At 54.7% G+C, this 26,017-nt stretch carries 28 protein-coding genes; 15 read left to right on the top strand and 13 right to left on the bottom strand.

The window, feature by feature from the left end:
- The first annotated feature begins 138 nt into the window (after positions 1–138).
- On the top strand, positions 139–1,275 hold the full coding sequence (locus tag AAIE03_RS11240; RefSeq protein WP_019106174.1) for a PQQ-dependent sugar dehydrogenase: 1,137 nt from the start codon (positions 139–141) through the stop codon (positions 1,273–1,275).
- 1 nt (position 1,276) lies between these two features.
- Here AAIE03_RS11240 and AAIE03_RS11235 read toward each other — a convergent pair whose 3' ends face one another.
- Positions 1,277–1,933, bottom strand: coding sequence for an HAD family hydrolase (locus AAIE03_RS11235; RefSeq protein ID WP_014593287.1), 657 nt, complete (start codon positions 1,931–1,933; stop codon positions 1,277–1,279).
- Between the two features lie 272 nt (positions 1,934–2,205).
- On the opposite strand from AAIE03_RS11235, the gene AAIE03_RS11230 reads away from it, so the two are divergent.
- A complete protein-coding gene (locus AAIE03_RS11230; RefSeq protein ID WP_013025193.1) occupies positions 2,206–3,408 on the top strand; it encodes a serine hydrolase in 1,203 nt (400 codons plus the stop codon).
- 30 nt (positions 3,409–3,438) lie between these two features.
- Here AAIE03_RS11230 and ybjG read toward each other — a convergent pair whose 3' ends face one another.
- Both ybjG and AAIE03_RS11220 read right to left on the bottom strand, forming a co-directional pair.
- A complete protein-coding gene (gene ybjG, locus AAIE03_RS11225) occupies positions 3,439–4,044 on the bottom strand; it encodes an undecaprenyl-diphosphate phosphatase (protein WP_013025194.1) in 606 nt (201 codons plus the stop codon).
- A gap of 369 nt (positions 4,045–4,413) precedes the next feature.
- Complete coding sequence (locus AAIE03_RS11220; RefSeq protein WP_024470916.1) at positions 4,414–6,102, bottom strand: aspartate:alanine antiporter; 1,689 nt, start codon at positions 6,100–6,102, stop codon at positions 4,414–4,416.
- 253 nt (positions 6,103–6,355) lie between these two features.
- On the opposite strand from AAIE03_RS11220, the gene ybjM reads away from it, so the two are divergent.
- Entirely contained in the window at positions 6,356–6,721 is a 366-nt protein-coding gene (gene ybjM / locus AAIE03_RS11215; protein ID WP_014606215.1) for an inner membrane protein YbjM, read from the top strand.
- A gap of 132 nt (positions 6,722–6,853) precedes the next feature.
- Here ybjM and AAIE03_RS11210 read toward each other — a convergent pair whose 3' ends face one another.
- Entirely contained in the window at positions 6,854–7,117 is a 264-nt protein-coding gene (locus tag AAIE03_RS11210) for a GrxA family glutaredoxin (protein WP_013025197.1), read from the bottom strand.
- Positions 7,118–7,363: 246 nt separating this feature from the next.
- On the opposite strand from AAIE03_RS11210, the gene AAIE03_RS11205 reads away from it, so the two are divergent.
- From AAIE03_RS11205 to rlmC, 10 genes are all read left to right on the top strand, one after another.
- Positions 7,364–7,621, top strand: coding sequence for a DUF1418 family protein (locus AAIE03_RS11205; RefSeq protein WP_014593290.1), 258 nt, complete (start codon positions 7,364–7,366; stop codon positions 7,619–7,621).
- An 11-nt stretch (positions 7,622–7,632) separates the two neighbouring features.
- The gene (gene nfsA, locus AAIE03_RS11200) at positions 7,633–8,355 is read left to right on the top strand and encodes an oxygen-insensitive NADPH nitroreductase (protein ID WP_014593291.1); all 723 of its coding nucleotides are present in this window, start codon (positions 7,633–7,635) and stop codon (positions 8,353–8,355) included.
- 22 nt (positions 8,356–8,377) lie between these two features.
- The gene (rimK, locus tag AAIE03_RS11195) at positions 8,378–9,280 is read left to right on the top strand and encodes a 30S ribosomal protein S6--L-glutamate ligase (protein WP_014593292.1); all 903 of its coding nucleotides are present in this window, start codon (positions 8,378–8,380) and stop codon (positions 9,278–9,280) included.
- An 86-nt stretch (positions 9,281–9,366) separates the two neighbouring features.
- Entirely contained in the window at positions 9,367–9,846 is a 480-nt protein-coding gene (locus AAIE03_RS11190; RefSeq protein ID WP_014593293.1) for a type III secretion system chaperone family protein, read from the top strand.
- Positions 9,847–10,339: 493 nt separating this feature from the next.
- A complete protein-coding gene (gene potF / locus AAIE03_RS11185; protein ID WP_014593294.1) occupies positions 10,340–11,449 on the top strand; it encodes a spermidine/putrescine ABC transporter substrate-binding protein PotF in 1,110 nt (369 codons plus the stop codon).
- Between the two features lie 114 nt (positions 11,450–11,563).
- On the top strand, positions 11,564–12,697 hold the full coding sequence (gene potG, locus AAIE03_RS11180; RefSeq protein WP_014606214.1) for a putrescine ABC transporter ATP-binding subunit PotG: 1,134 nt from the start codon (positions 11,564–11,566) through the stop codon (positions 12,695–12,697).
- A 9-nt stretch (positions 12,698–12,706) separates the two neighbouring features.
- On the top strand, positions 12,707–13,669 hold the full coding sequence (gene potH, locus AAIE03_RS11175) for a putrescine ABC transporter permease PotH (protein WP_013025204.1): 963 nt from the start codon (positions 12,707–12,709) through the stop codon (positions 13,667–13,669).
- The gene (gene potI / locus AAIE03_RS11170) at positions 13,666–14,511 is read left to right on the top strand and encodes a putrescine ABC transporter permease PotI (RefSeq protein WP_013025205.1); all 846 of its coding nucleotides are present in this window, start codon (positions 13,666–13,668) and stop codon (positions 14,509–14,511) included. Before potH ends, potI begins: the two co-directional genes overlap by 4 nt.
- A gap of 74 nt (positions 14,512–14,585) precedes the next feature.
- On the top strand, positions 14,586–15,053 hold the full coding sequence (locus AAIE03_RS11165) for a YbjO family protein (protein ID WP_014593297.1): 468 nt from the start codon (positions 14,586–14,588) through the stop codon (positions 15,051–15,053).
- Positions 15,054–15,101: 48 nt separating this feature from the next.
- Positions 15,102–16,244, top strand: coding sequence for a 23S rRNA (uracil(747)-C(5))-methyltransferase RlmC (gene rlmC / locus AAIE03_RS11160; protein WP_015700669.1), 1,143 nt, complete (start codon positions 15,102–15,104; stop codon positions 16,242–16,244).
- Between the two features lie 62 nt (positions 16,245–16,306).
- Here rlmC and artJ (AAIE03_RS11155) read toward each other — a convergent pair whose 3' ends face one another.
- From artJ (AAIE03_RS11155) to AAIE03_RS11130, 6 genes are all read right to left on the bottom strand, one after another.
- Entirely contained in the window at positions 16,307–17,038 is a 732-nt protein-coding gene (artJ, locus tag AAIE03_RS11155; RefSeq protein ID WP_015700668.1) for an arginine ABC transporter substrate-binding protein, read from the bottom strand.
- Between the two features lie 122 nt (positions 17,039–17,160).
- Positions 17,161–17,829 carry an arginine ABC transporter permease ArtM gene (gene artM / locus AAIE03_RS11150; RefSeq protein ID WP_013025209.1) on the bottom strand — a complete coding sequence of 223 codons (669 nt, stop codon included), beginning with the start codon at positions 17,827–17,829 and terminating at the stop codon, positions 17,161–17,163.
- A complete protein-coding gene (gene artQ, locus AAIE03_RS11145; protein WP_015700667.1) occupies positions 17,829–18,545 on the bottom strand; it encodes an arginine ABC transporter permease ArtQ in 717 nt (238 codons plus the stop codon). The genes artM and artQ overlap by 1 nt, the downstream gene beginning before the upstream one ends.
- Positions 18,546–18,551: 6 nt before the next feature.
- The gene (artJ, locus tag AAIE03_RS11140) at positions 18,552–19,283 is read right to left on the bottom strand and encodes an arginine ABC transporter substrate-binding protein (protein ID WP_014606210.1); all 732 of its coding nucleotides are present in this window, start codon (positions 19,281–19,283) and stop codon (positions 18,552–18,554) included.
- Positions 19,284–19,298: 15 nt separating this feature from the next.
- Positions 19,299–20,027, bottom strand: coding sequence for an arginine ABC transporter ATP-binding protein ArtP (artP, locus tag AAIE03_RS11135; RefSeq protein ID WP_014593302.1), 729 nt, complete (start codon positions 20,025–20,027; stop codon positions 19,299–19,301).
- Positions 20,028–20,249: 222 nt separating this feature from the next.
- On the bottom strand, positions 20,250–20,789 hold the full coding sequence (locus tag AAIE03_RS11130; protein ID WP_014593303.1) for a lipoprotein: 540 nt from the start codon (positions 20,787–20,789) through the stop codon (positions 20,250–20,252).
- A gap of 105 nt (positions 20,790–20,894) precedes the next feature.
- Here AAIE03_RS11130 and AAIE03_RS11125 point away from each other — a divergent pair, with 105 nt between their 5' ends.
- Entirely contained in the window at positions 20,895–21,215 is a 321-nt protein-coding gene (locus AAIE03_RS11125; protein WP_013025214.1) for a heavy metal-binding domain-containing protein, read from the top strand.
- On the top strand, positions 21,212–22,036 hold the full coding sequence (locus AAIE03_RS11120; protein WP_126843061.1) for an N-acetylmuramoyl-L-alanine amidase: 825 nt from the start codon (positions 21,212–21,214) through the stop codon (positions 22,034–22,036). Before AAIE03_RS11125 ends, AAIE03_RS11120 begins: the two co-directional genes overlap by 4 nt.
- A gap of 23 nt (positions 22,037–22,059) precedes the next feature.
- On the opposite strand, the gene ltaE is transcribed toward AAIE03_RS11120, so the two are convergent.
- The 3 genes from ltaE to AAIE03_RS11105 form a co-directional block, all read right to left on the bottom strand.
- Entirely contained in the window at positions 22,060–23,121 is a 1,062-nt protein-coding gene (ltaE, locus tag AAIE03_RS11115) for a low-specificity L-threonine aldolase (RefSeq protein ID WP_227008653.1), read from the bottom strand.
- Positions 23,122–23,184: 63 nt separating this feature from the next.
- Positions 23,185–24,906 carry a ubiquinone-dependent pyruvate dehydrogenase gene (gene poxB / locus AAIE03_RS11110; protein ID WP_072137911.1) on the bottom strand — a complete coding sequence of 574 codons (1,722 nt, stop codon included), beginning with the start codon at positions 24,904–24,906 and terminating at the stop codon, positions 23,185–23,187.
- Positions 24,907–25,029: 123 nt separating this feature from the next.
- Complete coding sequence (locus AAIE03_RS11105) at positions 25,030–25,929, bottom strand: LysO family transporter (protein WP_024470921.1); 900 nt, start codon at positions 25,927–25,929, stop codon at positions 25,030–25,032.
- Between the last annotated feature and the right edge of the window lie 88 nt (positions 25,930–26,017).

Below are 26,017 nucleotides of genomic sequence, written 5' to 3'. Positions count from 1 at the left end.
CCTTTTCGGTCGGATTTCCCAGCGCATGCCATTAGCCATCCTGCTGCCAACGCCTTGTTTAATCTTTTGTAAATCCTTTACTGCATTCCAGACGGTCTGACTACGCTTAACAGCACTGCACGCTGTCAGGAGAAGACTATGGTTCGTATTCCGACCCCGTTGTTATTGAGTGGCGCATTACTCTTTTCCAGCCCGCTGTGGGCGAGTGACCTTAAGGTTGAGGTGCTTCAGGATAAGCTGGATCACCCCTGGTCTGTGGCGTTTTTGCCCGATAATCAGACGTTGCTGATTACTGAACGATCCGGCCAACTGCGCAGCTGGCGACCTGACAGCGGCTTGTCCGAACCGATTCAGGGCGTGCCAAAGGTCTGGGCGCAGCGTCAGAGCGGACTGCTGGACGTGGTGCTGGCCCCCGATTTTGCCCAGAGCCGCCGCGTCTGGCTCAGCTATACCGAAGCGGACAGCAACGTCAAGGCGGGCGCCGTAGTGGGCTACGGTAAACTCAGCCCTGATAACCGCCAGTTAACCGATTTTCATGAGGTGATTCAGCAAACGCCGCGCCTCTCAAGTGGCAATAATATCGGCACCCGGCTGGCCTTCGATCGTCAGGGCTTTTTATGGATTGCCTTTGGCGACAACTTTGTCAGCAGTGCCGCACAGGACCTCGATAAACTTCAGGGCAAGCTGCTGCGTTTGAACGCGGACGGCAGCGTGCCAAACGATAATCCCTTCGTCAATAAACCCGGCGCGCGCCCCGAAATCTGGGCCTATGGTTTACGCAATCCTCAGGGGCTGGCACTGAATCCCTGGACTCAGGTGATGTGGGAAAGTGAGCATGGTCCCCGCGGTGGCGATGAGGTAAATATTATTCAGAAGGGCAAAAATTATGGCTGGCCGCTGGCAACCTACGGCATTGATTACAACGGCAGTAAGGTGCCGGAATCCAAAGGCACGCATGTGGCAGGCACGGAACAGCCGGCGTTTTACTGGAAAGTCTCGCCAGCGATCAGCGGTATGGCGTTTTATAACAGCGCACGTTTTCCACAGTGGAAAAATTCGCTGTTTATTGGCGCGCTGAAAGAGAAGAACCTGATTCGGTTGCATATCAACGGCGAGAAGGTCGTCGAAGAACAACGGTTGCTGGACGGGCGCAATGAGCGCATCCGCGATGTCCGTCAGGGGCCCGATGGCTATCTCTATTTACTGACGGATGAGGCTAACGGTAAATTGCTCAGGGTTGGGTTGACGCAGGACGCCAGCGCGTCCCGCGGTTAACTCAGCGAGCCCAGTGGCAGACCTGCCAGCCGCGCTTTTCGGCTTCCTGTAACAGCGGTTCCGCCGGATTAATTACGTGTGCATAGTCGGCCTGCGCCAGCATGGGCAGGTCGTTCATGGAATCACTGTAAGCCCAGGTGTGCGCATAGGTTTCGGCAGGGCGCGCGGCTTTCCATTCTTCTACCCGCTTCACTTTGCCATGCTGAAACGTCAGGGTGCCATAGGTGTTGCCGCTGTAACGTTCGTCCACCACTTCGACACCAATGGCCAGGGCCCCGCAGGCACCGAGCTGGCTGGCGATAGGATTCACCAGATGTTCGCCGCTGGCGGAGATCACGATAATTCTGTCACCGCGCGCCTGATGCCAGTCAAGTCGCGCCCGGGCTTCCGGGTAAACGCGCGGCATGATATCACGGTGGATAAAGCGTCGAACCCATCCTTCCACCGTCATCGTCGCCATGCCGGTCAGCGGGGAAAGGGTTTTATGCATGTACTCATCAATCGACAGCGTCCCGGCATAATATTGACGCATTAATTCCTGTTCTTCATCAATCAGGTCACTAGAGGCAAAGCCTTGTGAGACCAGCCAGCGTAGCCACAGGCCGGTACTGTCCTCACTAATCAGCGTTTCGTCCAGATCAAACAGGGCTAGATCCATAGGGGTTCTCCTCAATTGAATAAAGTCAGGGTAACCCAGTTTTGTGACGGCCTTAACTTTCTGATTAAAAAATCAGAATTTAGCGCATTTTTATGTGCGACATTCGTGCGGGAAAATGGCACGCGCGCGGCACGCTTGCCAGGGTTAATCTACTAAAATCTATAAAACTTTACGATTAAGCGGTTTTTTTCATTGACGCCAGCGGGTAGCGTTCTCACAGAAGGTGTTAAGCCTTTGACTCTCGTTTTACTAAGGACAATCCGGCCAAGCCCATGACAAATACTTGCTTTTCATCTCACCTGCGGCGTATTGCTGCAACCTCTTTGCTACTCGTTGCGCCAATGGCTGTTTTCGCGGAACAGGCACCGGCCGCCCCTCAAATTGACGCCAAAGCCTGGATTTTAATTGACTACGCCAGCGGCAAAGTGTTGACCGAATCCAATGCCGATCAGCGACTCGATCCCGCCAGCCTGACAAAAATGATGACCAGCTATGTGGTTGGCCAGGCAATCAAATCCGGCAAAATTAAACCTGACGACATGGTAACAGTGGGGCAGGATGCCTGGGCTACCGGCAATCCTAAACTGCGGGGCTCTTCTCTGATGTTTCTGAAGCCCGGCGATCGTATCCCGGTGCATGAGCTGAACAAAGGGATTGTGATCCAGTCCGGGAACGATGCCTGCATCGCGCTGGCAGACTATGTTGCCGGCAGTCAGGATTCCTTTATCGGTCTGATGAATAACTATGTGAAAGCGCTTGGCCTGAAAAACACCCACTTTATGACGGTGCATGGTCTGGATGCCGACGGACAGTACAGCACCGCGCGGGACATGGCGCTGATTGGGCAGGCGCTGATTCGGGATGTGCCGGAAGAGTACGCCCTGAACAAGGAAAAAGAGTTTACCTTTAACAATATTCGTCAGATGAACCGCAACCGTCTGCTCTGGAGCAGCAATCTGAAGGTGGATGGGATTAAAACCGGCCACACTTCTGGCGCGGGAAATAATCTGGTCGCTTCAGCCACCGAAGGCGATATGCGACTGATCTCGGTTGTGCTGGGCACCGCCAGCGATGCCATTCGCTTCCGGGAAAGTGAAAAATTACTGACGTGGGGCTTCCGCTTCTTTGAAACCGTGACCCCAATTAAAGCGGGTGCGCCTTTTGCCCAGCAGCGCGTCTGGTTTGGCGAACACAATCAGGTCAACCTGGGCGTGGAAAAAGACGCGGCACTGACCATTCCTAAAGGGCAGATGAAAAACCTCAAAGCCAGCTACAGCCTGACATCGCCGCAGCTTGAGGCGCCGTTGAAGAAAAATCAGGTCGTGGGCACCATTGATTTTCAGCTGGACGGTAAAACGATCGAACAACGTCCGCTGGTGGTGCTGCAGGATGTGCCGGAAGGCGGCTTCTTCAGCCGCATCATTGATTTCGTCATGATGAAATTTAATGGCTGGTTCGGGAAGTGGTTCAGCTAAAAACAGGGGACGCCGTGGCGTCCCTTTTTTTTAACCTTGTGTCCAGCCTTTACGAATCGGTAAAGCGAACAGCGCCCGATAGAGCGGGTTGATGATATTGAGCAGGCGTTCGCCATACAGTTGCCAGGCAAGGTGTGACGCCAGGCAACCCAGCATTCCCACCAGAAAACCGCCCAGCATATCCATTGGCCAGTGAACCCCAAGGTAAACACGGGACCAGGCGATTGCGGTGGCGACCACCATCAGAATGATGCCCGACCAGAGCCGATGCCAGAACAGGAAAGCCAGCGCAAAGGTGAAAATCGTGGTGCCGTGATCGCTGGGATAGGAGTCATCGGCCGCGTGCGCAAGAAACTGATGACCAAAATTGATCGCGAAAGGGCGCGGATGCGGTAACAGCTGCCCAACGCACCAGGAGATGGCGAGCGCGTACAGCAGCGCAATGCCGGTTTTTAATACCAGCACACGTTGTGAGGCAACCCGATCGCGCGGTCCCCACAGCCACAGTGCCACAATCAGCAGCGGAACGATGGCGATTAAGTCTCTGGCGATGAAGATGGCAAGCTGCAATAACCAGTGAGGCGAATCCGGTGTTGCGTTAATTGCCATAAACAGGGTGCGGTTCAATTCTTCCATTACGGGATCGGTTCCTCTTACTGATGTTCAGATTCTCTCAATCCGGGAAAAAGGGCTTAAGCCAACGAGCGAAACCGGATTGAGTCTGTCGCATCTGCTAGCACATACTGCTAACAAAATAAGCTGCCTATCCTGCGTGCAGACGGTCGGAGAGTCCATCACAAGGTTCTTAATCTGCGTTAAGGTTGCAAAACGGTTTAAGTTTAATGATGTTTTAGTGTCCAGGCAGGGCGGGCAGGAGAAAGGCATAAAAAAACCCGCTGGGAAAAAGACCAGCGGGCTCCACAATTTGGGGATTTCAAAGAAAAGCAGTGGCACTTATTCAGACTGTGGTCGGGAAAAAAAGTTCTGGACGTCAGTAAAAAAATTTTATAAGGGCAATAACGGCCAGATAATAACGATTAATGTTCCCGCCAGCGTCAGCAAAACGTTCGCGATAGCATAGGTCCCGGCGTAGCCGAGTGCCGGGATGTTACTGCGAGCCGTGTCGCTGATTATCTCCATGGCTGGCGCGCAGGTGCGTGCACCCATAATGGCGCCAAACAGCAGCGCGCGGTTCATGCGCAGAACATAGGCGCCAAACAGGTAGCAAATCACCACCGGTAACAGGCTGACCAGCAGGCCGCACAAGAGCATCAGCGCGCCGTTACCCGATATACCGTGGTCGATACCGCTGCCGGCGCTCAGCCCGACGCCCGCCATGAATACCATCAGCCCGAACTCTTTCACCATCGTCAGCGCACCCTGCGGAATATAGCCAAAGGTAGGATGGTTAGCGCGCAGGAAGCCCAGCATAATGCCGGCAAACAACAACCCTGCGGCGTTACCGATGCCAAAGCTAAAGTTGCTGAACTGGAACGTAATTAACCCGACCATCAGACCGATGATAAAAAAAGCACAGAATGCCAGCAGGTCGGTCATCTGACTGTGAATCGCCACAAAGCCGATGCGATCCGCTACGCTCTTCACCCGTCGTGCTTCGCCGCTGACCTGCAACACATCACCTTTGTTCAGCATGATGTTGTCATCAATAGGCATCTCGATCTGGCTGCGAATCACGCGGTTGAGAAAGCAGCCGTGATCGGTAAGGTTGAGTTTGCTTAGCCGTTTGTTGACGGCATTGTGGTTTTTCACCACGATCTCTTCCGTCACAATCCGCATATCCAGCAGATCGCGGTCAAAAACTTCTTTGCCGTTACGAAAGCTGGCATCCAGGCGCGCGTGGGCATCCGGATAGCCCACCAGGGAAATATCATCCCCCAGTTGCAGCACCGCATCACCATCCGGGCTGGCAAGGATGCCATTGCGGCGAATTCGTTCGATATAGCAGCCGGTCTGCCGGTATATACCGAGCTCACGCAAGTTTTTGCCGCCGCTCCACGCCACCAGTTCCGGGCCGACGCGGTAAGCGCGAATCACCGGCAGAAACACTTTGCGCTGGCTGTCAGCGTCAAGACCGCGTTCGCGCGCAATCTGCTGGGCGCAGGTGGGTAAGTCCTGATGTTGTAAACGGGGCAGATAGCGTGCGCCGAAAATCAGGCTGACTAACCCGACAAGATAGGTTACGGCATAACCCAGGCTGAGTTGATCCTGCATGATGCTCAGCTGTCTGGGATCGCTGATGCTCTGGCGCAGCGTATCACCCGCGCCAACCAGGACCGGCGTGGACGTCATGGAGCCGGCCAGTACGCCTGCGGTCAGGCCGATGTCCCAGCCAAAAAGCTTGCCGAATCCCAGGGCCAGCAGCAGGGCGCTGACCACCATCACAATGGCGAGCATGAAATAATTTTTGCCATCCCGAAAGAAAATGGAAAAAAAGTTGGGGCCTGCTTCAATGCCGACGCAGAAAATAAACAACATGAAACCCAGGCTCAGGGCATCCGTATTCATCGAGAAGTGTTGCTGACCTAATAATAATGAAACCACTAATACGCCAATGGAATTTCCGAGTTGTATCGAGCCAAAACGTAATTTTCCCAGGCAAAGTCCCAGTGCCAGTACGAAAAATAATAACAGAATGTCATTACCTCTTAACAATTCTGCGATGTTAACATTCAACATTTTAACTTCTTGTTTACTTGTAACCTATTGAAGAGAGGCCTGTTTTTCGCTATCTTGAGCAGGCCGTAAGATTACCTCCAGCTATCACTGATGTCTGAAAAGGTAACGCGGCCAATATTCTAATCAGAAAAATCATTCTCAGCCATTGGCGACTTTCATTCGTTCTCAAAACGACTGTTTCTTTTTATTTCCACCAGGCTCGGCAAGGTCAAAGGCGAAGTTTTGGCATGTTTTTAATGAGTGGGGAGTTATGCCGCAGCGTTATTATTTCTGGGCAACCTGCGTATCAGGTGGCGTGTTTTATTGTGTCGTGTTTATGTTTACCCAGGATTTCCGGCTGTCAGGCACGCAGACGCTACACAGCCAGCCTGAATTGCTGCTTTTTTTACTGCCGGGTGCCGTCATGGCGCTCATGCAGCGGGAGGCGCCGCTAAAAAGCACGCTGGTGATGGCGTTTACTGGAACGGTGCTGGCTGCGCTGCTGCTACATAGCGTGTTTGCCGGGAGTGCCAGCTGGAATTATATTGCTGTCTGGAGCATGAGCGGTATGTTCTGGGCGGGATGCGGGGCATTGCTGGTGCGGTTGCTGCGACTGATCGCGGCGTCAAAGCGTTAGGCTACTGTGTTGAGCTGCATTCTGCCGTTGTCGCGTTAACGCACGCGGGGCTGGCTTAACCGATCATCAAGGCGCGGCTGGCATCACGCCAGCGCGCACTTTTCAGGACGTCAGTTCTGATACATCCGTTGCTCAGGCAACAAATCCCAGATTCTCTTTTGTCCAGGCGGCGAATTCGGTGTAGCCACCAATATGCTGCTCATCCAGAAAAATCTGCGGTACGGTGCTGACAGGTTTACCTGCACTGGCTTCCAGATCGGCTTTTGTGATGCCTTCCGCCTGAATATCAACATACTGGTAATTGAAATCGTCACGCCCGGCCTGCAGCTTATCCGCCAGTTCTTTCGCCCGAACACAGTAAGGGCAGCCGGGACGACCAAAAATAACAGCAATCATTGAGAACTCCTTGCGAGGTCAGTGTGTGATGACGATCACACGACAAAGTCTGGAAAGCCGGTAATGATGCCCGCTCGTCGTGCTTAAAGAAAGCAGGATTTACCTGTTAGTCTGATGCCCGCATCCTATGACGTCGCAAAGCCGGGCCCGGTGCTCTGCAATGGCACTCTCCGAAACCGCTGATGGGCAATTTTAAGGATGTTATCCATAATTGAGACTCAGTCAGCCCTGAGGCAGGAGGAAACCATGCGGAATGTCGCAAAATTGCCCAAGACCATACTGGCAATGGAGGCGCTGGGCGGCGTACTTATCGCGAGCGCGCTGCTGGTCGTTAACCAGTGGTTACCCGCACTGCCTGCCGGTGCCGGGAGCACGCGTCTGGCGACCGCACTGTTTATTATTGGCATTTTGCTGATGTTACCTGCCGCCTGGCTATTGATGTGGCGCTGTGCCAAAGCACTTGCGCCGCAGTTGTTCAACCTTTCTGAAAAAAAAGATAATTAGCTGGAGATTTTATGACACCGACTATCGATTTATTATGCAGCCACCGTTCCATCCGTTCTTTTACGGATCAAAAGGTGAGTGCTGAACAGCGTGAGGCGATTATTGCTGCGGCCCAATCGGCGTCCACATCCAGCTTTTTGCAGTGCTCATCTATTGTACGCATCACCGATCCGGCGTTACGTGACCAACTGGTTACCCTGACGGGCGGTCAGACATGGGTGGCCGAGGCGGCGGAGTTTTGGGTATTTTGCGCTGACTTTAATCGTCACCTGCAAATCTGCCCTGATGCCCAGTTAGGCCGGGCAGAACAGCTGCTGCTGGGCTGTGTGGATACGGCGCTGATGGCGCAAAATGCCATGGTGGCAGCGGAATCCCTGGGGCTGGGCGGCGTCTTTATTGGCGGCATTCGTAATAATATCGCTCAGGTTACCGAACTGCTGGGCCTGCCAAAATTTGTGCTGCCGCTGTTTGGTTTCTGTCTTGGCTATCCTGAATCCATACCGGATGTTAAACCGCGCATCCCGCAGTCGATGCTGGTGCACGAAAATCGTTATCAACCAGTGGATCCTGCGGTGCTGGCTGATTACGATAGCCGCACGGCGATCTACTATGAACAACGCGACAGCAACCAGCGTAGCGAAACCTGGAGCCAGTTGATTCAGCGCCTGATCATCAAAGAGACGCGCCCGTTTATGCTGGATTACCTGCATCAGCAGGGCTGGGCAACACGCTAATTTAACGCAAGGATTTTGATTGATGAAAATGGCCATTCTGTCGCGCGATGGAACGCTCTATTCCTGTCGCCGTTTACGTGACGTCGCCGAACAGCGCGGTCATTTTGTTCAAATCATCGATCCGCTCTCGTGTTACATGAACATCAACCCCGCCTCGCCCGGTATTCACTACCGTGGCGAGCCGCTGGGGCACTTCGATGCCGTTATTCCGCGCATTGGCACCGGGATTACCTTCTACGGCACGGCGGTGCTACGCCAGTTCGAAATGTGCGGCAGTTATCCTTTAAATGAATCCGCCGCCGTGACCCGCGCGCGTGACAAATTGCGTTCCCTGCAGCTGCTGGCGCGGGACGGAATTGATATGCCGGTAACGGGATTTGCCTCTTCTCCTGACGACACGCAGGATCTGATCGCCATGGTAGGCGGCGCGCCGCTGGTGGTGAAACTGGTCGAAGGCACGCAGGGGATCGGCGTGGTGTTGGCAGAGACGCGCCAGGCGGCAGAAAGCGTTATCGATGCCTTTCGTGGGCTGAATGCACACATTTTAGTGCAGGAGTTTATTCAGGAAGCGCGCGGACGCGATGTGCGCTGTCTGGTCATTGGCGATCGGGTCGTGGCGGCCATTGAGCGCCAGGCGAAAGAGGGCGATTTTCGCTCGAATTTACATCGCGGCGGCAAAGCCTGCACGGTTGACATTAGCGAGCAGGAGCGCGAGATGGCAGTCAAAGCCGCCGCGGTTCTGGGGCTGGACGTCGCGGGGGTGGATATTCTGCGCTCGGCGCGCGGCCCGCTGGTGATGGAGGTGAATGCTTCACCAGGTCTGGAAGGGATTGAAACCACAAGCGGTCTTGACATCGCCGGCATGATGATTGACCACATTGAACGGCATGCTACCCCCGGGCTCCGTCCTAAAACCACGGGTTGACCCGCGCTTTTCAGTGGTTTTCGTGGAATCTCACCACGTTTTTCCGTAAGCTAGGTCGCTTATTTATCACCCCATGGGATTTTACAATGGATTCTCTTGTCGTTCCGGATATCGACCTGCTGCGTCGTTGGCTGGATCAGCAAAATATCACTTGGTTTGAATGTGATGCTTGTCAGGCACTTCATTTGCCGCACATGCAAAACTTCGACGGGGTGTTTGACGCTAAAATCGACCTGGTCGATAACGTCATTCTGTTTTCGGCACTGGCCGAAGTAAAACCGACTGCGCTTATTCCGCTGGTGGGTGACTTATCGCAAATTAACGCCAGTTCGCTCACGGTGAAGGCGTTCATCGATATACAGGATGACAACCTGCCTAAGCTTATTGTTTGTCAGTCAATGATGACCACTGCCGGGTTAACCTTCGGGCAGTTTGCACATTTTATGAAGCAGAGCGAAGAAGAAATTTCCATGGTCATTATGGAAGCCTTTGCCAATAATCTGCTGATGATAGGTGAAGACGAAGAGCACGTCTCAAGCAGCAGCATCCATTCTGTTCTGCACTAAGTACAGGATCTGATTAAGCCGTCACCCGTGACGGCTTTTTTTATTCCCGGCGAATGTCTACTTGCTGACCCGCGCTATTTCCCGCCCCGCCGATGCAGCCGCAAAGATCCCTGTCTCCGGCACGCGTAATTCTTAATGTTATCAATTGTGAACGACATAGATTAATTTATAACCGTAATGTTTTATTCTGCATTAAGCCCTTAATTGCCAGATTTATGACGTTCTTTATGCCATAAAAGCCGAACCTCATAGCTTAAACATGCCTAAAATATTGAGTTCAGGCGTTTTTTACGCTGAGGTCTGGTGAACCCTTAACGGGGGGGCTATGCTTGCGGGGCGGCGACAAGCCTTAGATTGCCGCGCAGGTATAGGTTTTTACTATTAAACGTCCACTGAATAATGATTCATTGTGTCACTGAATTTTAATCATAAAACGCAAAACTGAATCACTGATGTGCAGCGTTGTTATAACCCGCTCAGGAGGATTAAAAGCATGTTCAACCAACGTCAAAAATGGTTGTCAGGTGTGGTTGCTGGGGTGCTGATGGCTGCTTCAGCCAGTACCATGGCGGAAGATAAGACGCTGCACGTTTATAACTGGTCGGATTATATTTCGCCAGATACCGTGCCTAATTTCGAAAAGCAGACCGGCATTAAAGTCGTCTACGACGTGTTTGATTCCAATGAAGTGCTGGAAGGCAAACTGATGGCCGGCAGTACGGGTTACGATGTCGTGGTGCCTTCTTCCAGTTTCCTGGCGCGTCAGCTTCAGTCCGGCGTGTTTCAGCCGCTGGATAAAAGCAAACTGCCAAATTATAAAAATCTGGATCCCGCGTTAATGGCGAAAGTGGCGCAACACGATCCGGGTAACAAATATGCGATTCCTTATTTGTGGGGCACCACCGGCATTGGCTATAACGTCGAAAAAGTGAAAGCTGCGCTGGGCGCGGATGCGCCGGTAAACAGTTGGGATCTGGTCTTGAAGCCGGAAAACCTGGAAAAACTGAAAAGCTGTGGCGTGTCTTTCCTGGATGCGCCTGAAGAGATCTTCGCAACCGTACTTAATTATTTGGGCAAAGATCCTAACAGCAGCGATGCAAAAGATTATTCTGGCGCCGCGACGGATCTGCTACTTAAGCTGCGTCCGAATATTCGTTACTTCCACTCTTCGCAATATATTAACGATCTGGCGAACGGCAATATCTGTGTGGCTATTGGCTGGTCAGGCGATATTCTTCAGGCGAAAAACCGTGCGGAGAAAGCAAAGAATGGCGTCAACATTGGTTACAGCGTACCGAAAGAGGGCGCACTGGCCTTCTTCGATATGATGGCGATTCCAAAAGACGCGAAAGATGTGGATGCCGCTTACACCTGGCTGAACTACATCATGGATCCGAAAGTGATTGCTGACATCTCCAATAAAATGAATTACGCCAACGGCAATAAAGCGTCACTGCCGCTGATTAATGCCGATATCCGTAATAACCCGGGTATTTACCCGACGCCGGATGCCATGGCCAAACTGTTTGTGCTGAAGGTTCAGGATCCAAAACTGGATCGTGTGCGTACGCGTGCATGGACTAAGGTTAAAAGCGGTAAGTAATTCGACAGCATATGTTTTGTGACAGCAACAGAGGCGCAGTGCAGGCCTCTGTTGTGCCATTTTTAGCGGCACTGTTTGCCGCGTTGTTCCGCCTGGCTCCGGAGAACTACATTCGTGAACGATGCCATCCCTCGCCCGCAAAATAAAACCGCAAAAGCGTTAACGCCGCTGCTGGAAATTCGCAACCTGACCAAATCGTTTGACGGCCAGCATGCCGTGGATGATGTCAGCCTGACCATTTACAAAGGGGAGATTTTCGCTCTGCTCGGCGCGTCCGGCTGTGGCAAATCTACCCTGTTACGCATGCTGGCGGGTTTTGAACAGCCCACCAGCGGCCAGATTGTGCTGGATGGGCACGATCTCTCCCATGTCGCGCCCTATCAACGGCCGATCAATATGATGTTTCAGAGCTATGCGCTGTTCCCCCATATGACGGTGGAGCAGAACATCGCCTTTGGCCTAAAGCAAGACAAACTGGCAAAGGGCGAAATCGCCAGCCGCGTGGAAGAAATGCTGTCATTGGTGCACATGCAGGAATTTGCCAAACGTAAGCCGCACCAGCTTTCAGGGGGTCAACGGCAGCGCGTGGCGCTGGCGCGCAGCCTGGCAAAGCGGCCTAAACTGCTGCTACTGGATGAACCCATGGGGGCGCTGGACAAAAAGCTACGCGACCGTATGCAATTGGAAGTGGTCGATATTCTGGAGCGGGTCGGGGCGACCTGCGTGATGGTGACGCACGATCAGGAAGAGGCCATGACGATGGCGGGGCGAATTGCCATCATGAACCGGGGCAAATTCGTGCAAATTGGTGAGCCGGAAGAGATTTACGAGCATCCTACCAGCCGCTACAGCGCCGAGTTTATCGGTTCAGTTAACGTGTTCGACGGTCTGCTGCGTGAACGTCAGGAAGACGGCCTGGTGATTGACAGTCCGGGCCTCAAGCATCCTCTGAAAGTGGATTCCGATGTGTCGGTCGTCGATAACGTGCCGGTTCACGTTGCCCTGCGCCCGGAAAAGGTGATGCTGTGTGAAGAGATCCCTGCCGATGGCTGTAACGTCGCGGACGGTGAGGTGGTACACATCGCGTATCTGGGCGATCTCTCCATTTACCATGTTCGCCTGCACAGCGGTCAGATGCTCAGTGCCCAGCTGCAAAATGAACATCGCTACCGCAAAGGTATGCCGACCTGGGGCGACCAGGTGCGCCTGTGCTGGGACAGTGACAGCTGCGTGGTTTTGACAGTTTAAGGAGGCGCGATGAGCCAGATTTTTCAACGCACGAAAGCCCCGGCTAAGCTGCTCGGTACACCCTTGCAGCGCTGGGCAACGCGCATAAAAATGCAGCACGGGCGCAAGCTCGTCATTGCATTGCCTTACCTGTGGCTGATTCTGTTTTTTCTGTTGCCGTTCCTGATTGTTTTAAAAATCAGCTTTGCGGATATTGCCCGTGCTATTCCGCCTTACACCGAGTTGGTCACCTGGGCTGACGATCAGCTGAGTCTGGTGTTGAATCTGGGCAACTATGTCACGCTCAGTGAGGATCCGCTGTATATCGACGCCTATTTGCAGTCGTTAAAAGTGGCCGCGATCTCCACTGTCATCTGTCTGCTGATTGGTTATCCGCTGGCCTGGGCCGTCGCGCACAGTAAGCCCTCGATGCGGTCTGTCCTGCTGCTGCTGGTCATATTGCCGTCGTGGACGTCGTTCCTGGTGCGGGTTTACGCCTGGATGGGGCTGCTGAACAATAACGGTATTCTTAATCGTTTTCTGATGTGGACAGGCGTGATCGATCATCCACTGGTGATCCTCTACACCAATACGGCGGTCTATATCGGGATTGTGTACTGCTATCTGCCGTTTATGGTCTTGCCCATCTATACCGCGCTGACGCGTATCGATTACTCGCTGGTGGAAGCCTCGCTGGACCTGGGCGCGCGCCCGCTGAAAACCTTCTTCAGCGTGATCGTGCCTCTGACCAAAGGCGGCATCATTGCCGGTTCCATGCTGGTGTTTATCCCGGCGGTCGGCGAGTACGTGATTCCCGAACTGCTGGGCGGACCGGACAGCATCATGATTGGTCGTATTCTCTGGCAGGAGTTCTTTAACAACCGCGACTGGCCGGTGGCCTCCGCGCTGGCGGTGATCATTTTGCTGATTTTGATTCTGCCGATTATCTGGTTCCATAAACATCAAAACCGAGAAATGGGAGAGAAGGGATGAATAATCTGCCAACGATCCGCTCTCCCTGGCGCACGGCGATTTTGGCCTGCTGCTTTATGTTTCTGTACGCGCCCATGCTGCTGCTGGTGGTTTACTCCTTTAACAGTTCCCAACTGGTTACGGTCTGGGAAGGGTTTTCATTTCACTGGTATCAGGTGCTGTTTCAGGACGATGCCATGATCGATGCGGTGCTGCTGAGCCTCACCATTGCCGCGCTTTCCGCCACCATGGCGGTGGTGCTGGGTACCATGGCGGCGGTGATCATCGTGCGGTTTGGGCGTTTTCGTGGCCATAACGGCTTTGCCTTTATGCTCACTGCACCGCTGGTCATGCCCGATGTGATTACCGGCCTGTCGCTGCTGTTGCTGTTTGTCGGGCTCGGCAATGCGCTGGGCTGGCCGACAGAACGCGGTACGCTCACCATCTGGCTGGCGCACGTGACCTTCTGTACCGCCTACGTGGCGGTGGTGATCAATTCGCGCCTGCGCGAGTTGGACCGGTCAATTGAGGAAGCCGCAATGGATCTTGGCGCGACGCCGTTGAAGGTCTTCTTTGTGATCACGGTGCCGATGATTGCGCCGGCCATCGTGACCGGCTGGCTGCTGGCCTTTACCCTGTCACTGGATGACCTGGTGATTGCCAGCTTTGTGACCGGCCCGGGTGCCACCACCTTACCGATGGCGATTTTTGCCACGGTACGACGTGGCGTTAATCCGGAGATCAACGCGCTGGCTTCCCTGATCCTGTTCGTTGTGGGCATCGTGGGCTTTATTGCCTGGCGCGTCATGGCACATGAAGAAAAACAGCGTTTAAGCGATATTCAGAAAGCGAAACGTGGCTGAAATCCCCGACTTTTGCCATTCTATAGAAGGGCTGGTTAATCCAGCCTTTTTATCGTCATGGTGGAGTGAAAGACATGTCGGAAATGCTTAAACACGGCGCTGTTTTACCGGCTGCCCCGGTCCCCGTCACGGTGGCGGGCGTGGCGATTATCGCAACGCGCTGCCTGAGCGTGTTGATGCTGGCGAATGAACTGGGTTATACCGAGCTGGCCAACTTTGTCCATCGCAGTGCGCAGTCATGGGATTCCACGCTGATCTTCATCGCCAGCCAGGTCATTTTCTTATTTGAATTGCGCTGTGCCTTCACGCTGATGCGCGGAAGCAACCGGGGACGCTGGGGATTCGTGGCGGCGCAAATTGTGGTGCTGTTATATATGTTGATGGCCTCCACAGGCGGGATCTATCCGGAAATCTACAGTATTGCAGGTGAAAATAATCTGCAGATTATTCACCGCACGCTGCTGCAAAAACTGCCCGATCTGATGGTGTTATTACTGCTTTTTCTGCCCGCCAGCAGCCGCGCATTTTTCCGCAAGCGGTGATACAATCGCGCTCCGCCAACCTTCCCGACAGTTAATACAGGCTTTACCATGCACTGCGCGCTCTATGACGCTCACCGTTGCCGCTCTTGCCAGTGGCTTGAAAAACCCTATCCCCAGCAGCTTGATGATAAAGGGGCCCGGCTGAACCAACTGCTGGCCGCGTTTCCGGTTAAACAGTGGCTGCCGCCGGTAACCTCAGCGCAGCAAGGGTTCCGCAATAAAGCAAAGATGGTGGTAAGCGGCAGCGTTGAGCGTCCGGTTTTCGGCATGGTGCAGCGCAACGGCGAGGCGACAGATCTTTGCGCATGTCCGCTCTATCCTGACAGCTTTTCCCCGGTACTGGCGACCTTAAAACCCTTTATCGCGCGTGCCGGTTTAACGCCGTATAACATTGAACGTCAGCGCGGTGAACTGAAGTATTTGCTGCTCACCGAAAGTACCCAGGGCGGCATGATGCTGCGTTTTGTCCTGCGGTCGCACACCAAACTGACACAGCTGCGTAACGCCCTGCCGTGGCTACAGCAGCAACTCCCACAGCTAAAGGTCATTTCAGCCAACATACAGCCGGTGCATATGGCTATTCTGGAAGGGGACGAGGAGGTCGCATTGACATCCACTCAGGCGCTGGCGGACGAGTTTAACGGCGTGCCGTTGTGGATTCGACCACAAAGCTTTTTCCAGACCAATCCTCAGGTCGCCAGTGCGCTGTACGCGACGGCGCGCGACTGGGTACGTCAACTGCCGGTGACCAGCATGTGGGATCTGTTTTGCGGCGTGGGCGGATTTGGCCTGCATTGTGCCTCACCCACGTTAGCGCTTACCGGTATTGAGATCAGTCCCGAAGCCATCCAGTGCGCGCAGCGCTCTGCGCAGATGCTGGGTCTGAACAACGTCAGTTTTGCCGCACTGGATTCCACCGCGTTTGCCACTGAGCGGGATAGGGTGCCACAGCTGGTGCTGGTGAATCCGCCGCGTCGCGGGATTGGGGAAGCGCTGTGTGATTATCTGAGCGCCATGGCGCCTGACTATGTGCTCTATTCAAGCTGCAATCCGCAGACCATGGCACAGGATATTGCCCGGCTGAAGGATTACGAGGTTACCCAGGTACAGCTGTTCGATATGTTTCCGCACACGGCGCATTTTGAAGTGCTGACGCTACTGACGCGTCAACGGTCAGGCGGGCCAGCCTGATCCTCTGCTGAACGGAGAAGAGTGCAGAACCGATCAGCAGAAACGCCGCTGGCCCATGAGCGTTATTCAGGGAACCATTTCTGATTGATTTTCTGCCAGCTGCCGTTGGCTTTCAGGGCCGCCAGCGCCTGATTAAATTTATCCCGCAGTGGGGCGTTACCTTTGCGCACCGCAATCCCCAGGCCGGTACCAAAGTACGCCGGGTCCGTAACGTGTTCACCGACGCTGGCCAGATCGTTGTTGGTTTTTAACCACTGATTGACAACTGCGCTGTCGCCAAATACGCCGTCAAGACGTCCGTTTTTCATGTCCAGAATCGCATTCTGATAGCTGTCATACGCGACGACGTTGATTTCCGGATGCTTGTCCTGCAGATATTTCTGGTGCGTTGTACCGTTCTCAACGCCGATACGTTTGCCTTTCAGCGCATCAATAGCGGTAAATTTCCCTTTAGGCGCAATCACAATGGCGGAGTTCGCGTAATAGGGCTGAGTGAAGTCAACCTGCTTACTGCGTTCAGCGGTGATATCCATACCGGCAATCACGGCGTCATAGCGGCGGAACTTAAGTGAGGGGATCAGGCTGTCAAAGGCCGTGTTGGTAAACGAGCATTCCGCTTTCATCTGTTCGCACAGCGCTTTCGCCAGATCGATGTCGAAACCGACAATCTGATTATCGCTGTTCAGCGATTCGAAAGGTGGGTAGGTGGCAGAGGTCGCGAAGCGAATTTTCTCAGCAGCCTGAGCGCTTACGGCCAGGCTTACCAGTGCAGCGGCAATCATCCATTTTTTCATTACAGGCTCCCGTTAGCCATCAATAACACAGCAAGTGAATGCGCCACACGATGCCAGTAAATGAATTTTTATGCAATAAATATGATTATAAAATTAATCAGGCAGGCTGCCCTGCCTGCGGGTTAATTTCGCCGTTCGAACGCCAGGGCGCGTTTCTCGATCAGGCGCATCATAATGGTGAGCAGCCCGTTGACACAGAGGTAAATCAGCCCGGCAGCCGCGTAGACCGTGACGTCATAGGTCCGGCCATACAGCAGTTGACCATGGCCCATGACCTCCATCAGCGTAATGGTAAACGCCAGGGATGTGCCCTTAAACACCAGCACCACTTCGTTGGAGTAAGAAGACAGGGCGCGCTTAAACGCATAAGGCAGCAAAATACGCAGGGTTTGCCGGGGCGTCATGCCCAGGGCTTCACAGGACTGCCACTGACCAGCGGGAATGGCACGAACGGCGCCGTAGAACAGCTGAGTCGTGTAGGCCGCGCTGTTAAGCGACAGGGCCAGCATGGCGCAGAGCCAGGGCTGTGATAACAGATGCCATAACCAGGGCAGCGTTTGCAGGCTGGGAAACTGGCCCGGCCCGTAGTAGATCAGGAAGATCTGCACCAGCAGCGGCGTGCCGGTAAACAGGGTAATAAAGCCTTTTACCAGCGGAGAAAACAGCGGGGTTTTCAAGGCCAGTACGATGGTAAAGAGCAGCGACAGCAGCAGCGCGGTTACGAGCGAGGCCGCGGTCAGGCTCAGGCTGGTGTTAAGCCCTTTAAGCAGTTCGGGTAGATAGCTCAGCATCAGCTGTTCCCCCGCTCAAAACGCGTGGTGCGCAGTTCAATTCGGCGCAGTACGGCCTGACTGAAAAGCGTGATCGCCAGATAAATGGCCGCCGCCACTAAAAACCAGGTGAAAGGCTCCTGGGTGCGGGTCGCGATACTTTTCGTCTGCAACATAAGATCGTTAACGCTAATCAGCGACACCAGCGCCGTATCCTTTAGCAAAACCAGCCACTGGTTTCCCAGGCCTGGCAAGGCATGGCGCCACATTTGCGGCATAATCAGACGAAAAAAAATCGCTGACTTTTTCATGCCGAGCGCCTGGCCGGATTCCCACTGTCCAATCGGGACGGCTTTAAGCGCGCCGCGCAGGGTTTGAGAAGCATAGGCCGCATAAAGCATGGCCAGAGCAATAACACCACAGAGGAACGGGCTAACGTCAAAGTTTTCAATGTGCATCTGAACCGGCAGCGTAAACAGGCCGAAGTTCAGCGTAAAGCCGTCGGATAAGGTCAGCAGCAGCTGTGATGCGCCGAAGTAGATAAACAGCACGACCAGGATTTCCGGCAGGCCGCGAATCAGCGTGACGAGCGTGGTTCCGATCCACGCCAGCGGCTTCAGTCGCAGTGACTCCCAGCCGGCAAAGATCATCGCCAGCACCAGGCCAGCGATGAGGGCACAAACAGCAAGGCCGACGGTCATGCCGGCGGCGCTTGCAAGCGGGATTATTTCATTCATCAGAAATTACTGCTGGAACCATTTGCTGTAGATGGTTTTGTAGGTGCCATCGGCTTTGATTTTGTCCAGTGCCGTGTTGAATTTGCTTTGCAGCTCGGTATTTCCCTGACGCACAGCAATGCCCAGACCGGTACCGAAATACGCTTTATCCGTTACTTTCTCACCCACCGGGGCCAGGTTAGCGTTCTGCTTCAGCCACTCGTTGACCACGGCGCTGTCACCAAAGACGGCATCGATGCGGCCATTTTTCAGATCCAGTACCGCATTCTGGTAGCTGTCGTAAGGCACCACGGTAATATCCGCGTGCTTGTCCGTCAGGTATTTTTGATGCGTGGTGCCATTCTGCACGCCGACGCGCTTGCCTTTCAGCGCCTCAACGCTCGCCACTTTGCCCTTCTGCGCAACGAAGATCGCCGAGTTGTCATAGTAAGGTTTGCTGAACAGGACCTGCTTTTCACGTTCAGGGGTGATGTCCATGCCTGCCATCACCGCATCAAAGCGGCGGAATTTCAGGCTGGGGATCAGGCTGTCAAAGGCCTGGTTGGTGAATGTACAGGTCGCATCCATCTCTTTACACAGCGCATTAGCCAGATCGACATCAAAGCCCTGAATTTTGTTATTCGCATCAACAAATTCAAAAGGAGGATAGGAAGCCTCAGTAGCAATACGAATGGTTTCGGCAGCGGAAGCGCTCAGACTTAATCCGGCAAGCAGTGCAGCAAGTACGACTTTTTTCATTTTTAGCATCCTGACTTAGTGCGAAAGATAATGTGCAAACGCCTCGGTTTGCGGCTGTGTAAAGCGGCTGGCATCGCCCTGTTCCACAATATGACCGTTTTCCATGTACACCACACGGCTGGCCGTTTTACGCGCCACTTCCACCTCATGGGTCACGATCACCTGGGTAATCTGGGTCTGGGCCAGTTCGCGAATGATACTGACAATCTGTGCGGTGATTTCGGGGTCGAGCGCGGCGGTCGGTTCATCAAATAACAGGATCTGCGGCTCCATCATCAGCGCGCGGGCAATCGCAACACGTTGCTGCTGTCCGCCAGAGAGGTGCAGGGGAAAGCGGTCGCTGTAGCTGGTGAGACGCAGACGATCGAGCAGCTTGTCGGCTCGGGCCCGGGCATCGGCTTTGCTTAAGCCCAGTACACGGCAGGGCGCTTCCATCAGGTTTTGCAGTACCGTCAGATGGGGCCAGAGATTGTACTGCTGAAAAACCATGCCTACGTTTTGGCGCAGCTCGCGTATTGCCGCCGCCGAAGGCGTTTTGCTGAAGTCGAAATCGTGACCTGCAATGTGCAACTGACCAGAGCGCGGGTGCTCAAGCAGATTCAGCACACGCAACAGCGAGCTTTTCCCTGCACCGCTTGGGCCAAGCAGCACCAGGGTTTCGCCTTGCGGACATTCCAGGTTAATGTCAAACAGCGCCTGATGAGCACCGTAGAAACAGTTAATCGCGTTTAGTTGAATACTCATGCGCCAATTTTGAATAGCTATTAGTTTTGCGGATTTTAACGTCACCAAAATAGTTATGCAATTAAGGTGGCTTAAAATTTACGAATAAGCGGTAAACACCCAAAAGATTAGCACAAGATGTTGTGAGGCGAACGGCGGGCATTTCTGGAAAGGCAGGCTGAATGCCGTCTGAACGCGTCCGGCGGTTAAGCCCGCGCGTTCAGACGTGGAGGTAAAGGTTATTTATTTTTTCGCCTTTTCAAGCATCTGGCTCAGAGAACCGCCTGCCGGGTGAGGCACGTCTGCGACGTAGCGGACATCGTCCACCACCCAGCAACTGCCCTGATGGATCATCAACACTTCATCCTGCCACTGCTTATCGTCACGGCTCATGTTTACCCGCAGCGGGATATTGCGGGCATCCCGGTTTGGAATGGTCGACGCATCAGCAACATCAGCCTGAGTTGGCCCCTGTGCCAGGCTGGAGAACAGATCGCCGCTGTGCCATTGTGTTGCGTTCTGGCTTTGGCTTGCTTCCTGAAGGGCGTGATAGAGGCCTTCGCTCAGGTAAGGACGATAGTTTGCCAGTGTGGTGGTGTCAGGCAGACCGGCGGTGGGATGTGCGATCCGCATATCGTAGAACTTTTGTGCCACGGTGTCGGGGCCGCCTTCAACGCAAGGGGCGAGTCGTGGGCCGTTATCCTTAATTACCGGCTCTACTGTCGTACAGGCACTCAGCAGTAGCGCGGCCGGGAGCAAAAGCGCAAAACCTTTGTTTCTCATCTCGATTTCCTTATTGTTCTCTGGCAAGGTGCCTTTTTAACATAGAGTATAGTTCTGCTTTTAGGTGAAAGAGCCTTTGGCCGGTTTACGTAACAGGAGAAAACGATGAAATTTTCGACGACGCCAACCCTGGAAGGACACAGTATTACGGATTACTGTGGCGTGGTCACCGGGGAAGCCATTCTCGGTGCCAACATCTTCCGCGATTTTTTCGCCGGCATTCGCGATATTGTCGGTGGCCGCTCGGGCGCGTATGAAAAGGAACTGCGCAAAGCGCGCGAGATTGCCTTTAAAGAGCTGGAAGAGCAGGCCAGCGCGCTGGGTGCCAATGCGGTCGTCGGCATTGATATCGATTACGAAACCGTGGGTAAAGACAGCAGCATGCTGATGGTGAGCGTGACCGGCACGGCGGTTGTGATTCGTTGAAACGTATTCTGCTGCTGTTGGCGCTCTGGGTGCTGGTGGGCTGCCAGTCGGGCATAGAATCACGACCGGGTTATTGGGTCGATCTGCGTCATCCCGCTCAGGGCGCGCGACCGCGCGTAAAAGTGGTGGTGATTCACTATACCGCAGAAGACTTTTCCTCTTCCCTGGCCACGTTGACCGATCGTGACGTCAGCGTCCATTATCTTATTCCTCGCCAGCCGCCGCAGCGCAAGGGGCAGGGCATTATCTTGCAACTGGTACCGGAGCAGGATCTGGCCTGGCATGCCGGGCCGAGCTTCTGGCGCGGCGCAACCCGTATCAACGATACGTCAGTCGGCATTGAGCTGGTGAACAACGGCTATCGCCGTACCCTGACCGGCCTGGAATGGCAGCCTTTTCCTCCCGAACAAATCCGTGTGCTCGGCGCCCTCATCAAGGATATCGCCCGCCGGTATGGTATCGCGCCGGAAAATATCGTGGGCCACGGCGATATCGCCCCTCAGCGTAAACAGGATCCTGGCCCGCGGTTCCCGTGGCGGCAGCTGGCTGAGCAGGGCATTGGCGCCTGGCCCGATCCGCAGCGCGTCGCTTTTTACTTAGCCGGGCAGCATCGAGATGCCGCCGTACCGGTTGCCACAGTGCTTGATCGCCTGCAGCGCTACGGCTATGAGGTCACGGAAGGGATGAGCGCGAACCAGCAACGGAATTTGATTGCGGCGTTTCAGATGCATTTCCGTCCAGCGAATTATCAGGGTTTAGCGGATGCTGAAACCCTGGCGATTGCAGAGGCGCTGCTGGAAAAATACGGGGAAGCGCAATAACCGGTGGTTACCGCGCTCAACATCTAGCGACTCGCGTAAGGTGACGCGGCAAGGGAAGACGGCGTGACGGGAGCTCCGGGACGATGCTGTGCCAAAAACGCCCGCCAGTGCGACAGCACCTTTTCCAGCGCCGGGCGCTCAGCATCCAGATGGGTGACGATTCGGGTCACGGGACCCACGCTCATCAGCACATCATGGGATCTCATCCACTGACCCAGCGCGTCAACCTGGTCTGCCGGGACGCGCACAAACAGCATATTCGTCTGCTGCTCCGTGACCTCAATGCCGATCTTCTGCAGCGCCTCTCCTAGCCAGGCTGCATTCTCGTGATCGGTCTGTAACCGTGCGACGTTGTGTTGCAACGCATACAGCCCCGCCGCTGCCAGCACCCCCGCCTGACGCATACCGCCGCCAGTCATCTTGCGCCAGCGACGCGCGCGTTCAATATAATCTGTATCGCCGCAGAGCAGTGAACCCACGGGCGCGCCCAGTCCTTTTGACAAGCAGATAGTTAAGGTATCGCAATAACGGGCAAGGTTTTCCAGCGTGGTTTGCTGCGCCACGACGGCATTAAAAATACGTGCGCCGTCAATGTGCAGCGCCAGCTTATGCTTGCGGGTAAAATGCCACGCCTGCTCCAGATAGCCCGCGGGCAGGACTTTGCCATGATGGGTATTCTCCAGGCTCAGGAGCCGGGTCGGGGCGAAATGAATATCGTCAGGTTTGATGAAGTCGGCCACCACATCCAGCGGCAGGCTGCCGTCGGCCGCCGCCAGAATCGGCTGGGGTTGGATGCTCCCCAGTACCGCCGCGCCGCCTGCTTCGTACTTATAGTTATGCGCCTGCTGGCCCACAATGTACTCTTCACCACGCTGACAGTGGCTCAGCAACGCCACCAGATTGGCCTGGGTGCCAGTGGGCAGAAACAGCGCAGCGGCTTTACCACTCAGCCTCGCCGCTTCGGCTTCCAGTGCGTTAACGGTAGGATCGTCCCGATAAACATCATCCCCGGTTTCAGCAGCCATCATCGCCTGTAGCATGGCGGCACTGGGACGGGTCACGGTATCACTGCGTAGATCAATCACATTGTGCTCCTGGGCAGCAAAATGCCAGGCGGGCGGAGAACCCGCCTGTAACATCCGTCTGTTTTACCGCAGCCAGTTGGTTTTTGCCAGTTCAAGCACTTCATCACCGCGGCCGTTAATAACGGCGCGTAGCATATAGAGGCTAAAGCCTTTGGCCTGTTCCAGCTTAATTTCCGGCGGCATCGCCAGTTCTTCTTTTGCGGTAATCACATCGACCAGGACCGGGCCATCATGGGCAAAGGCCTGTTCCAGCGCGCCATTCAGTTCAGAGGCTTTCTCAACGCGAATGCCTTTAACACCACAGGCCTGAGCAATGGCGGCAAAATCAGGATTGTGCAGATCGGTGCCGTCGGTGAGATAACCGCCGGCCTTCATCTCCATGGCAACAAAGCCCAGCGAGCTGTTGTTGAAAATCACCAGTTTTACCGGCAGCTTCAACTGGGCGACGGTCAGGAAATCGCCCATCAGCATACTGAATCCGCCGTCGCCGCATAGCGCCACGACCTGACGGTCACGGTTGAGTGATTGCGCGCCCATGGCCTGCGGCATCGCGTTCGCCATTGAACCGTGGTTAAAGGAGCCAAGCAGGCGGCGTTTACCGTTCATTTTCAGGTAGCGAGCCGCCCAGACGGTTGGCGTGCCCACGTCGCAGGTAAAGATCGCGTCGTCGTCGGCAAGTTGACTGATTTGCTGGGCCACATATTGCGGATGAATCGGCTGGTTATCATTGGCGGTTGCCAGCGAATCCAGATCTTTACGCGCCTCGGCATAATGCTTCAGTGCGCTGTCCAGGTGACGCTGCTCGGTTTTGACCTGCAGCTTTGGCAGCAGCGCGCGCAGCGTGGTTTTGACATCGCCGATATAAGCCTGATCTACATGGCAGTGCGAGCCCAGGCTGCCCGGATTAATGTCGAGTTGGATAATTTTCGCTTTTTCCGGGTAGAAGGCGCGATAGGGGAACTGGGTGCCAAGCAGGACCAGGGTGTCGGCATTCATCATGGCATGATAGCCCGAGGAAAAACCGATCAGTCCGGTCATGCCCACATCGTACGGGTTATCGTATTCAATGTGCTCTTTGCCGCGCAGGGCATGGACCACCGGCGCTTTCAGCGTCGCCGCCAGCTCCACGACTTCCCGGTGCGCGTCTGCGCAGCCGCTGCCGCACATCAGCGTAATATTTTTCGCGTCGTTCAGGGTTTGCGCCAGGGTAGTCAGCTCATCGGCGGACGGCAGCACCAGCGGCAACTGCGGTGGATACCAGTCAGCGCGGGCGGATTCCGGTGCGGCCTGCAGCGCGACATCGCCCGGCAGGACAACCACCGATACGCCACGATTCAGGATGGCTTTACGCATCGCAATGCCCAGCACCTGCGGCAACTGCTCGGGGTTCGATACCAGCTCACAGTAGTGGCTGCATTCGCGGAACAGCTCCTGAGGATGGGTTTCCTGAAAGTAACCACTGCCGATTTCGCTGGAAGGAATATGGGCCGCAATCGCCAGGACCGGCACGCGATTGCGATGGCAGTCAAAAAGGCCGTTAATCAAGTGCAGGTTACCGGGGCCGCATGAACCCGCACATACTGCCAGTTCCCCACTGACATGCGCTTCTGCACCAGCAGAAAAGGCGGCCACTTCTTCATGGCGGGTGGGCATCCACTCAATGGTGCCCATTCGGTTCAGGCTGTCGCTCAGACCGTTTAATGAGTCACCCGTGACGCCCCAAATACGTTTTACACCGGCGTTTTCCAGCGTTTTGGCCACCAGCGCCGCTACGGTTTGTTTCATCTTCTTCTCCTTGGTCATCCGTCGCCATCCACCGGATAGCAGAATCAAACAGCTCACAAGAAGCGTAGACGACGCTGATTCAACTCAACCGTAAAAAATTGCATCAAAAGTTGAATTCAGCCATCAGGCAGAGAAGAGCGCGATCAAGACCGGCGCAAGCAGGCTCATGACAAAACCGTGCACAATCGCAGCCGGAACGATTTCTGAACCGCCCGCCCGTTGCAATACCGGTAAGGTAAAATCCATCGAGGTGGCGCCGCATAAGCCCAGCGCTGTGCTGCGGTGGCGGGCAATCAGCGCGGGCACCAGCATGATGGCGATAAGCTCTCGCAACAGATCGTTAAAGAATGCCGCGCTGCCGATCACCGGGCCAAAGGCTTCCGTCATCAGAATCCCCGAAAGCGAGTACCAGCCGAAGCCGCTGGCTAAGGCCAGACCGGTTTTCAGCGGCAGCCCCAGTATCAGCGCCGCGATCATTCCGCCCAGCAGCGCGCTCAACAGCACCGCACCCGCCACCATCATGCCACGGCGGTTTAACACAATCTGCCGCAGCGTCATCCCACTGCCGCGCAGCTGAATCCCCACCAGCAGAAGCAAAAAGAGTAATGCATATTCACTGGCGGCTGACGCATGATGCAGCCAGGGCCACTGGGTCAGGCCCAGCACAAAGCCGGCGATCACGACGCCGCATAACGTCAGCGATTCCAGCGCCATATGCAAACGTGAGGGCAGCTTTTGTTGTTTGTGACTGTGCTGCCAGGGCAGGCGATGCTCAAGCCAGCGTAGCGCCAGCAGGTTACACAGTAGAATGCAAGCCGTTGCCACGGCGGCGGTATAAAACACCGTCACCAGATTGCTGCTGAGATTATCGAGAAAGGCCAGGCTGATGCCCATAAAAAACAGGATGACGTAGACCATCCAACCCAGCAGCCGGTTTACGGCCTTCAGGAACGCAACGTGCCGAAGCGGTAACAGCCAGCCTGCCAGCAGAGGCAGAAGAATAATTAAGAGTCCGGAATACATAATGAAAGGTTCGTCCATGTCGAAAGTCACGACACGCTAGCGAAAAAGCGTAGGGGAGTAAACCTTTGTCATAAAGTCTCTTGACCCC

It is taken from the genome of Pantoea sp. Ae19-2, from assembly GCF_059801205.1.
This window is presented reverse-complemented; position numbering and strand designations above follow the sequence as displayed.

Coding starts and splice junctions, on each gene's coding strand:
- artQ (WP_015700667.1), bottom strand. CDS start 18,545: ATGAATGAAATAATCCCGCTTGCAAGCGCCGCCGGCATGACCGTCGGC.
- artJ (WP_014606210.1), bottom strand. CDS start 19,283: ATGAAAAAAGTCGTACTTGCTGCACTGCTTGCCGGATTAAGTCTGAGC.
- AAIE03_RS11230 (WP_013025193.1), top strand. CDS start 2,206: ATGACAAATACTTGCTTTTCATCTCACCTGCGGCGTATTGCTGCAACC.
- AAIE03_RS11130 (WP_014593303.1), bottom strand. CDS start 20,789: ATGAGAAACAAAGGTTTTGCGCTTTTGCTCCCGGCCGCGCTACTGCTG.
- AAIE03_RS11240 (WP_019106174.1), top strand. CDS start 139: ATGGTTCGTATTCCGACCCCGTTGTTATTGAGTGGCGCATTACTCTTT.
- ybjG (WP_013025194.1), bottom strand. CDS start 4,044: ATGGAAGAATTGAACCGCACCCTGTTTATGGCAATTAACGCAACACCG.
- artP (WP_014593302.1), bottom strand. CDS start 20,027: ATGAGTATTCAACTAAACGCGATTAACTGTTTCTACGGTGCTCATCAG.
- potI (WP_013025205.1), top strand. CDS start 13,666: ATGAATAATCTGCCAACGATCCGCTCTCCCTGGCGCACGGCGATTTTG.
- artJ (WP_015700668.1), bottom strand. CDS start 17,038: ATGAAAAAATGGATGATTGCCGCTGCACTGGTAAGCCTGGCCGTAAGC.
- AAIE03_RS11190 (WP_014593293.1), top strand. CDS start 9,367: ATGGATTCTCTTGTCGTTCCGGATATCGACCTGCTGCGTCGTTGGCTG.
- AAIE03_RS11235 (WP_014593287.1), bottom strand. CDS start 1,933: ATGGATCTAGCCCTGTTTGATCTGGACGAAACGCTGATTAGTGAGGAC.
- potH (WP_013025204.1), top strand. CDS start 12,707: ATGAGCCAGATTTTTCAACGCACGAAAGCCCCGGCTAAGCTGCTCGGT.
- AAIE03_RS11165 (WP_014593297.1), top strand. CDS start 14,586: ATGTCGGAAATGCTTAAACACGGCGCTGTTTTACCGGCTGCCCCGGTC.
- AAIE03_RS11105 (WP_024470921.1), bottom strand. CDS start 25,929: ATGTATTCCGGACTCTTAATTATTCTTCTGCCTCTGCTGGCAGGCTGG.
- rimK (WP_014593292.1), top strand. CDS start 8,378: ATGAAAATGGCCATTCTGTCGCGCGATGGAACGCTCTATTCCTGTCGC.
- artM (WP_013025209.1), bottom strand. CDS start 17,829: ATGCTGAGCTATCTACCCGAACTGCTTAAAGGGCTTAACACCAGCCTG.
- AAIE03_RS11210 (WP_013025197.1), bottom strand. CDS start 7,117: ATGATTGCTGTTATTTTTGGTCGTCCCGGCTGCCCTTACTGTGTTCGG.
- poxB (WP_072137911.1), bottom strand. CDS start 24,906: ATGAAACAAACCGTAGCGGCGCTGGTGGCCAAAACGCTGGAAAACGCC.
- potF (WP_014593294.1), top strand. CDS start 10,340: ATGTTCAACCAACGTCAAAAATGGTTGTCAGGTGTGGTTGCTGGGGTG.
- AAIE03_RS11125 (WP_013025214.1), top strand. CDS start 20,895: ATGAAATTTTCGACGACGCCAACCCTGGAAGGACACAGTATTACGGAT.
- rlmC (WP_015700669.1), top strand. CDS start 15,102: ATGCACTGCGCGCTCTATGACGCTCACCGTTGCCGCTCTTGCCAGTGG.
- nfsA (WP_014593291.1), top strand. CDS start 7,633: ATGACACCGACTATCGATTTATTATGCAGCCACCGTTCCATCCGTTCT.
- AAIE03_RS11205 (WP_014593290.1), top strand. CDS start 7,364: ATGCGGAATGTCGCAAAATTGCCCAAGACCATACTGGCAATGGAGGCG.
- ybjM (WP_014606215.1), top strand. CDS start 6,356: ATGCCGCAGCGTTATTATTTCTGGGCAACCTGCGTATCAGGTGGCGTG.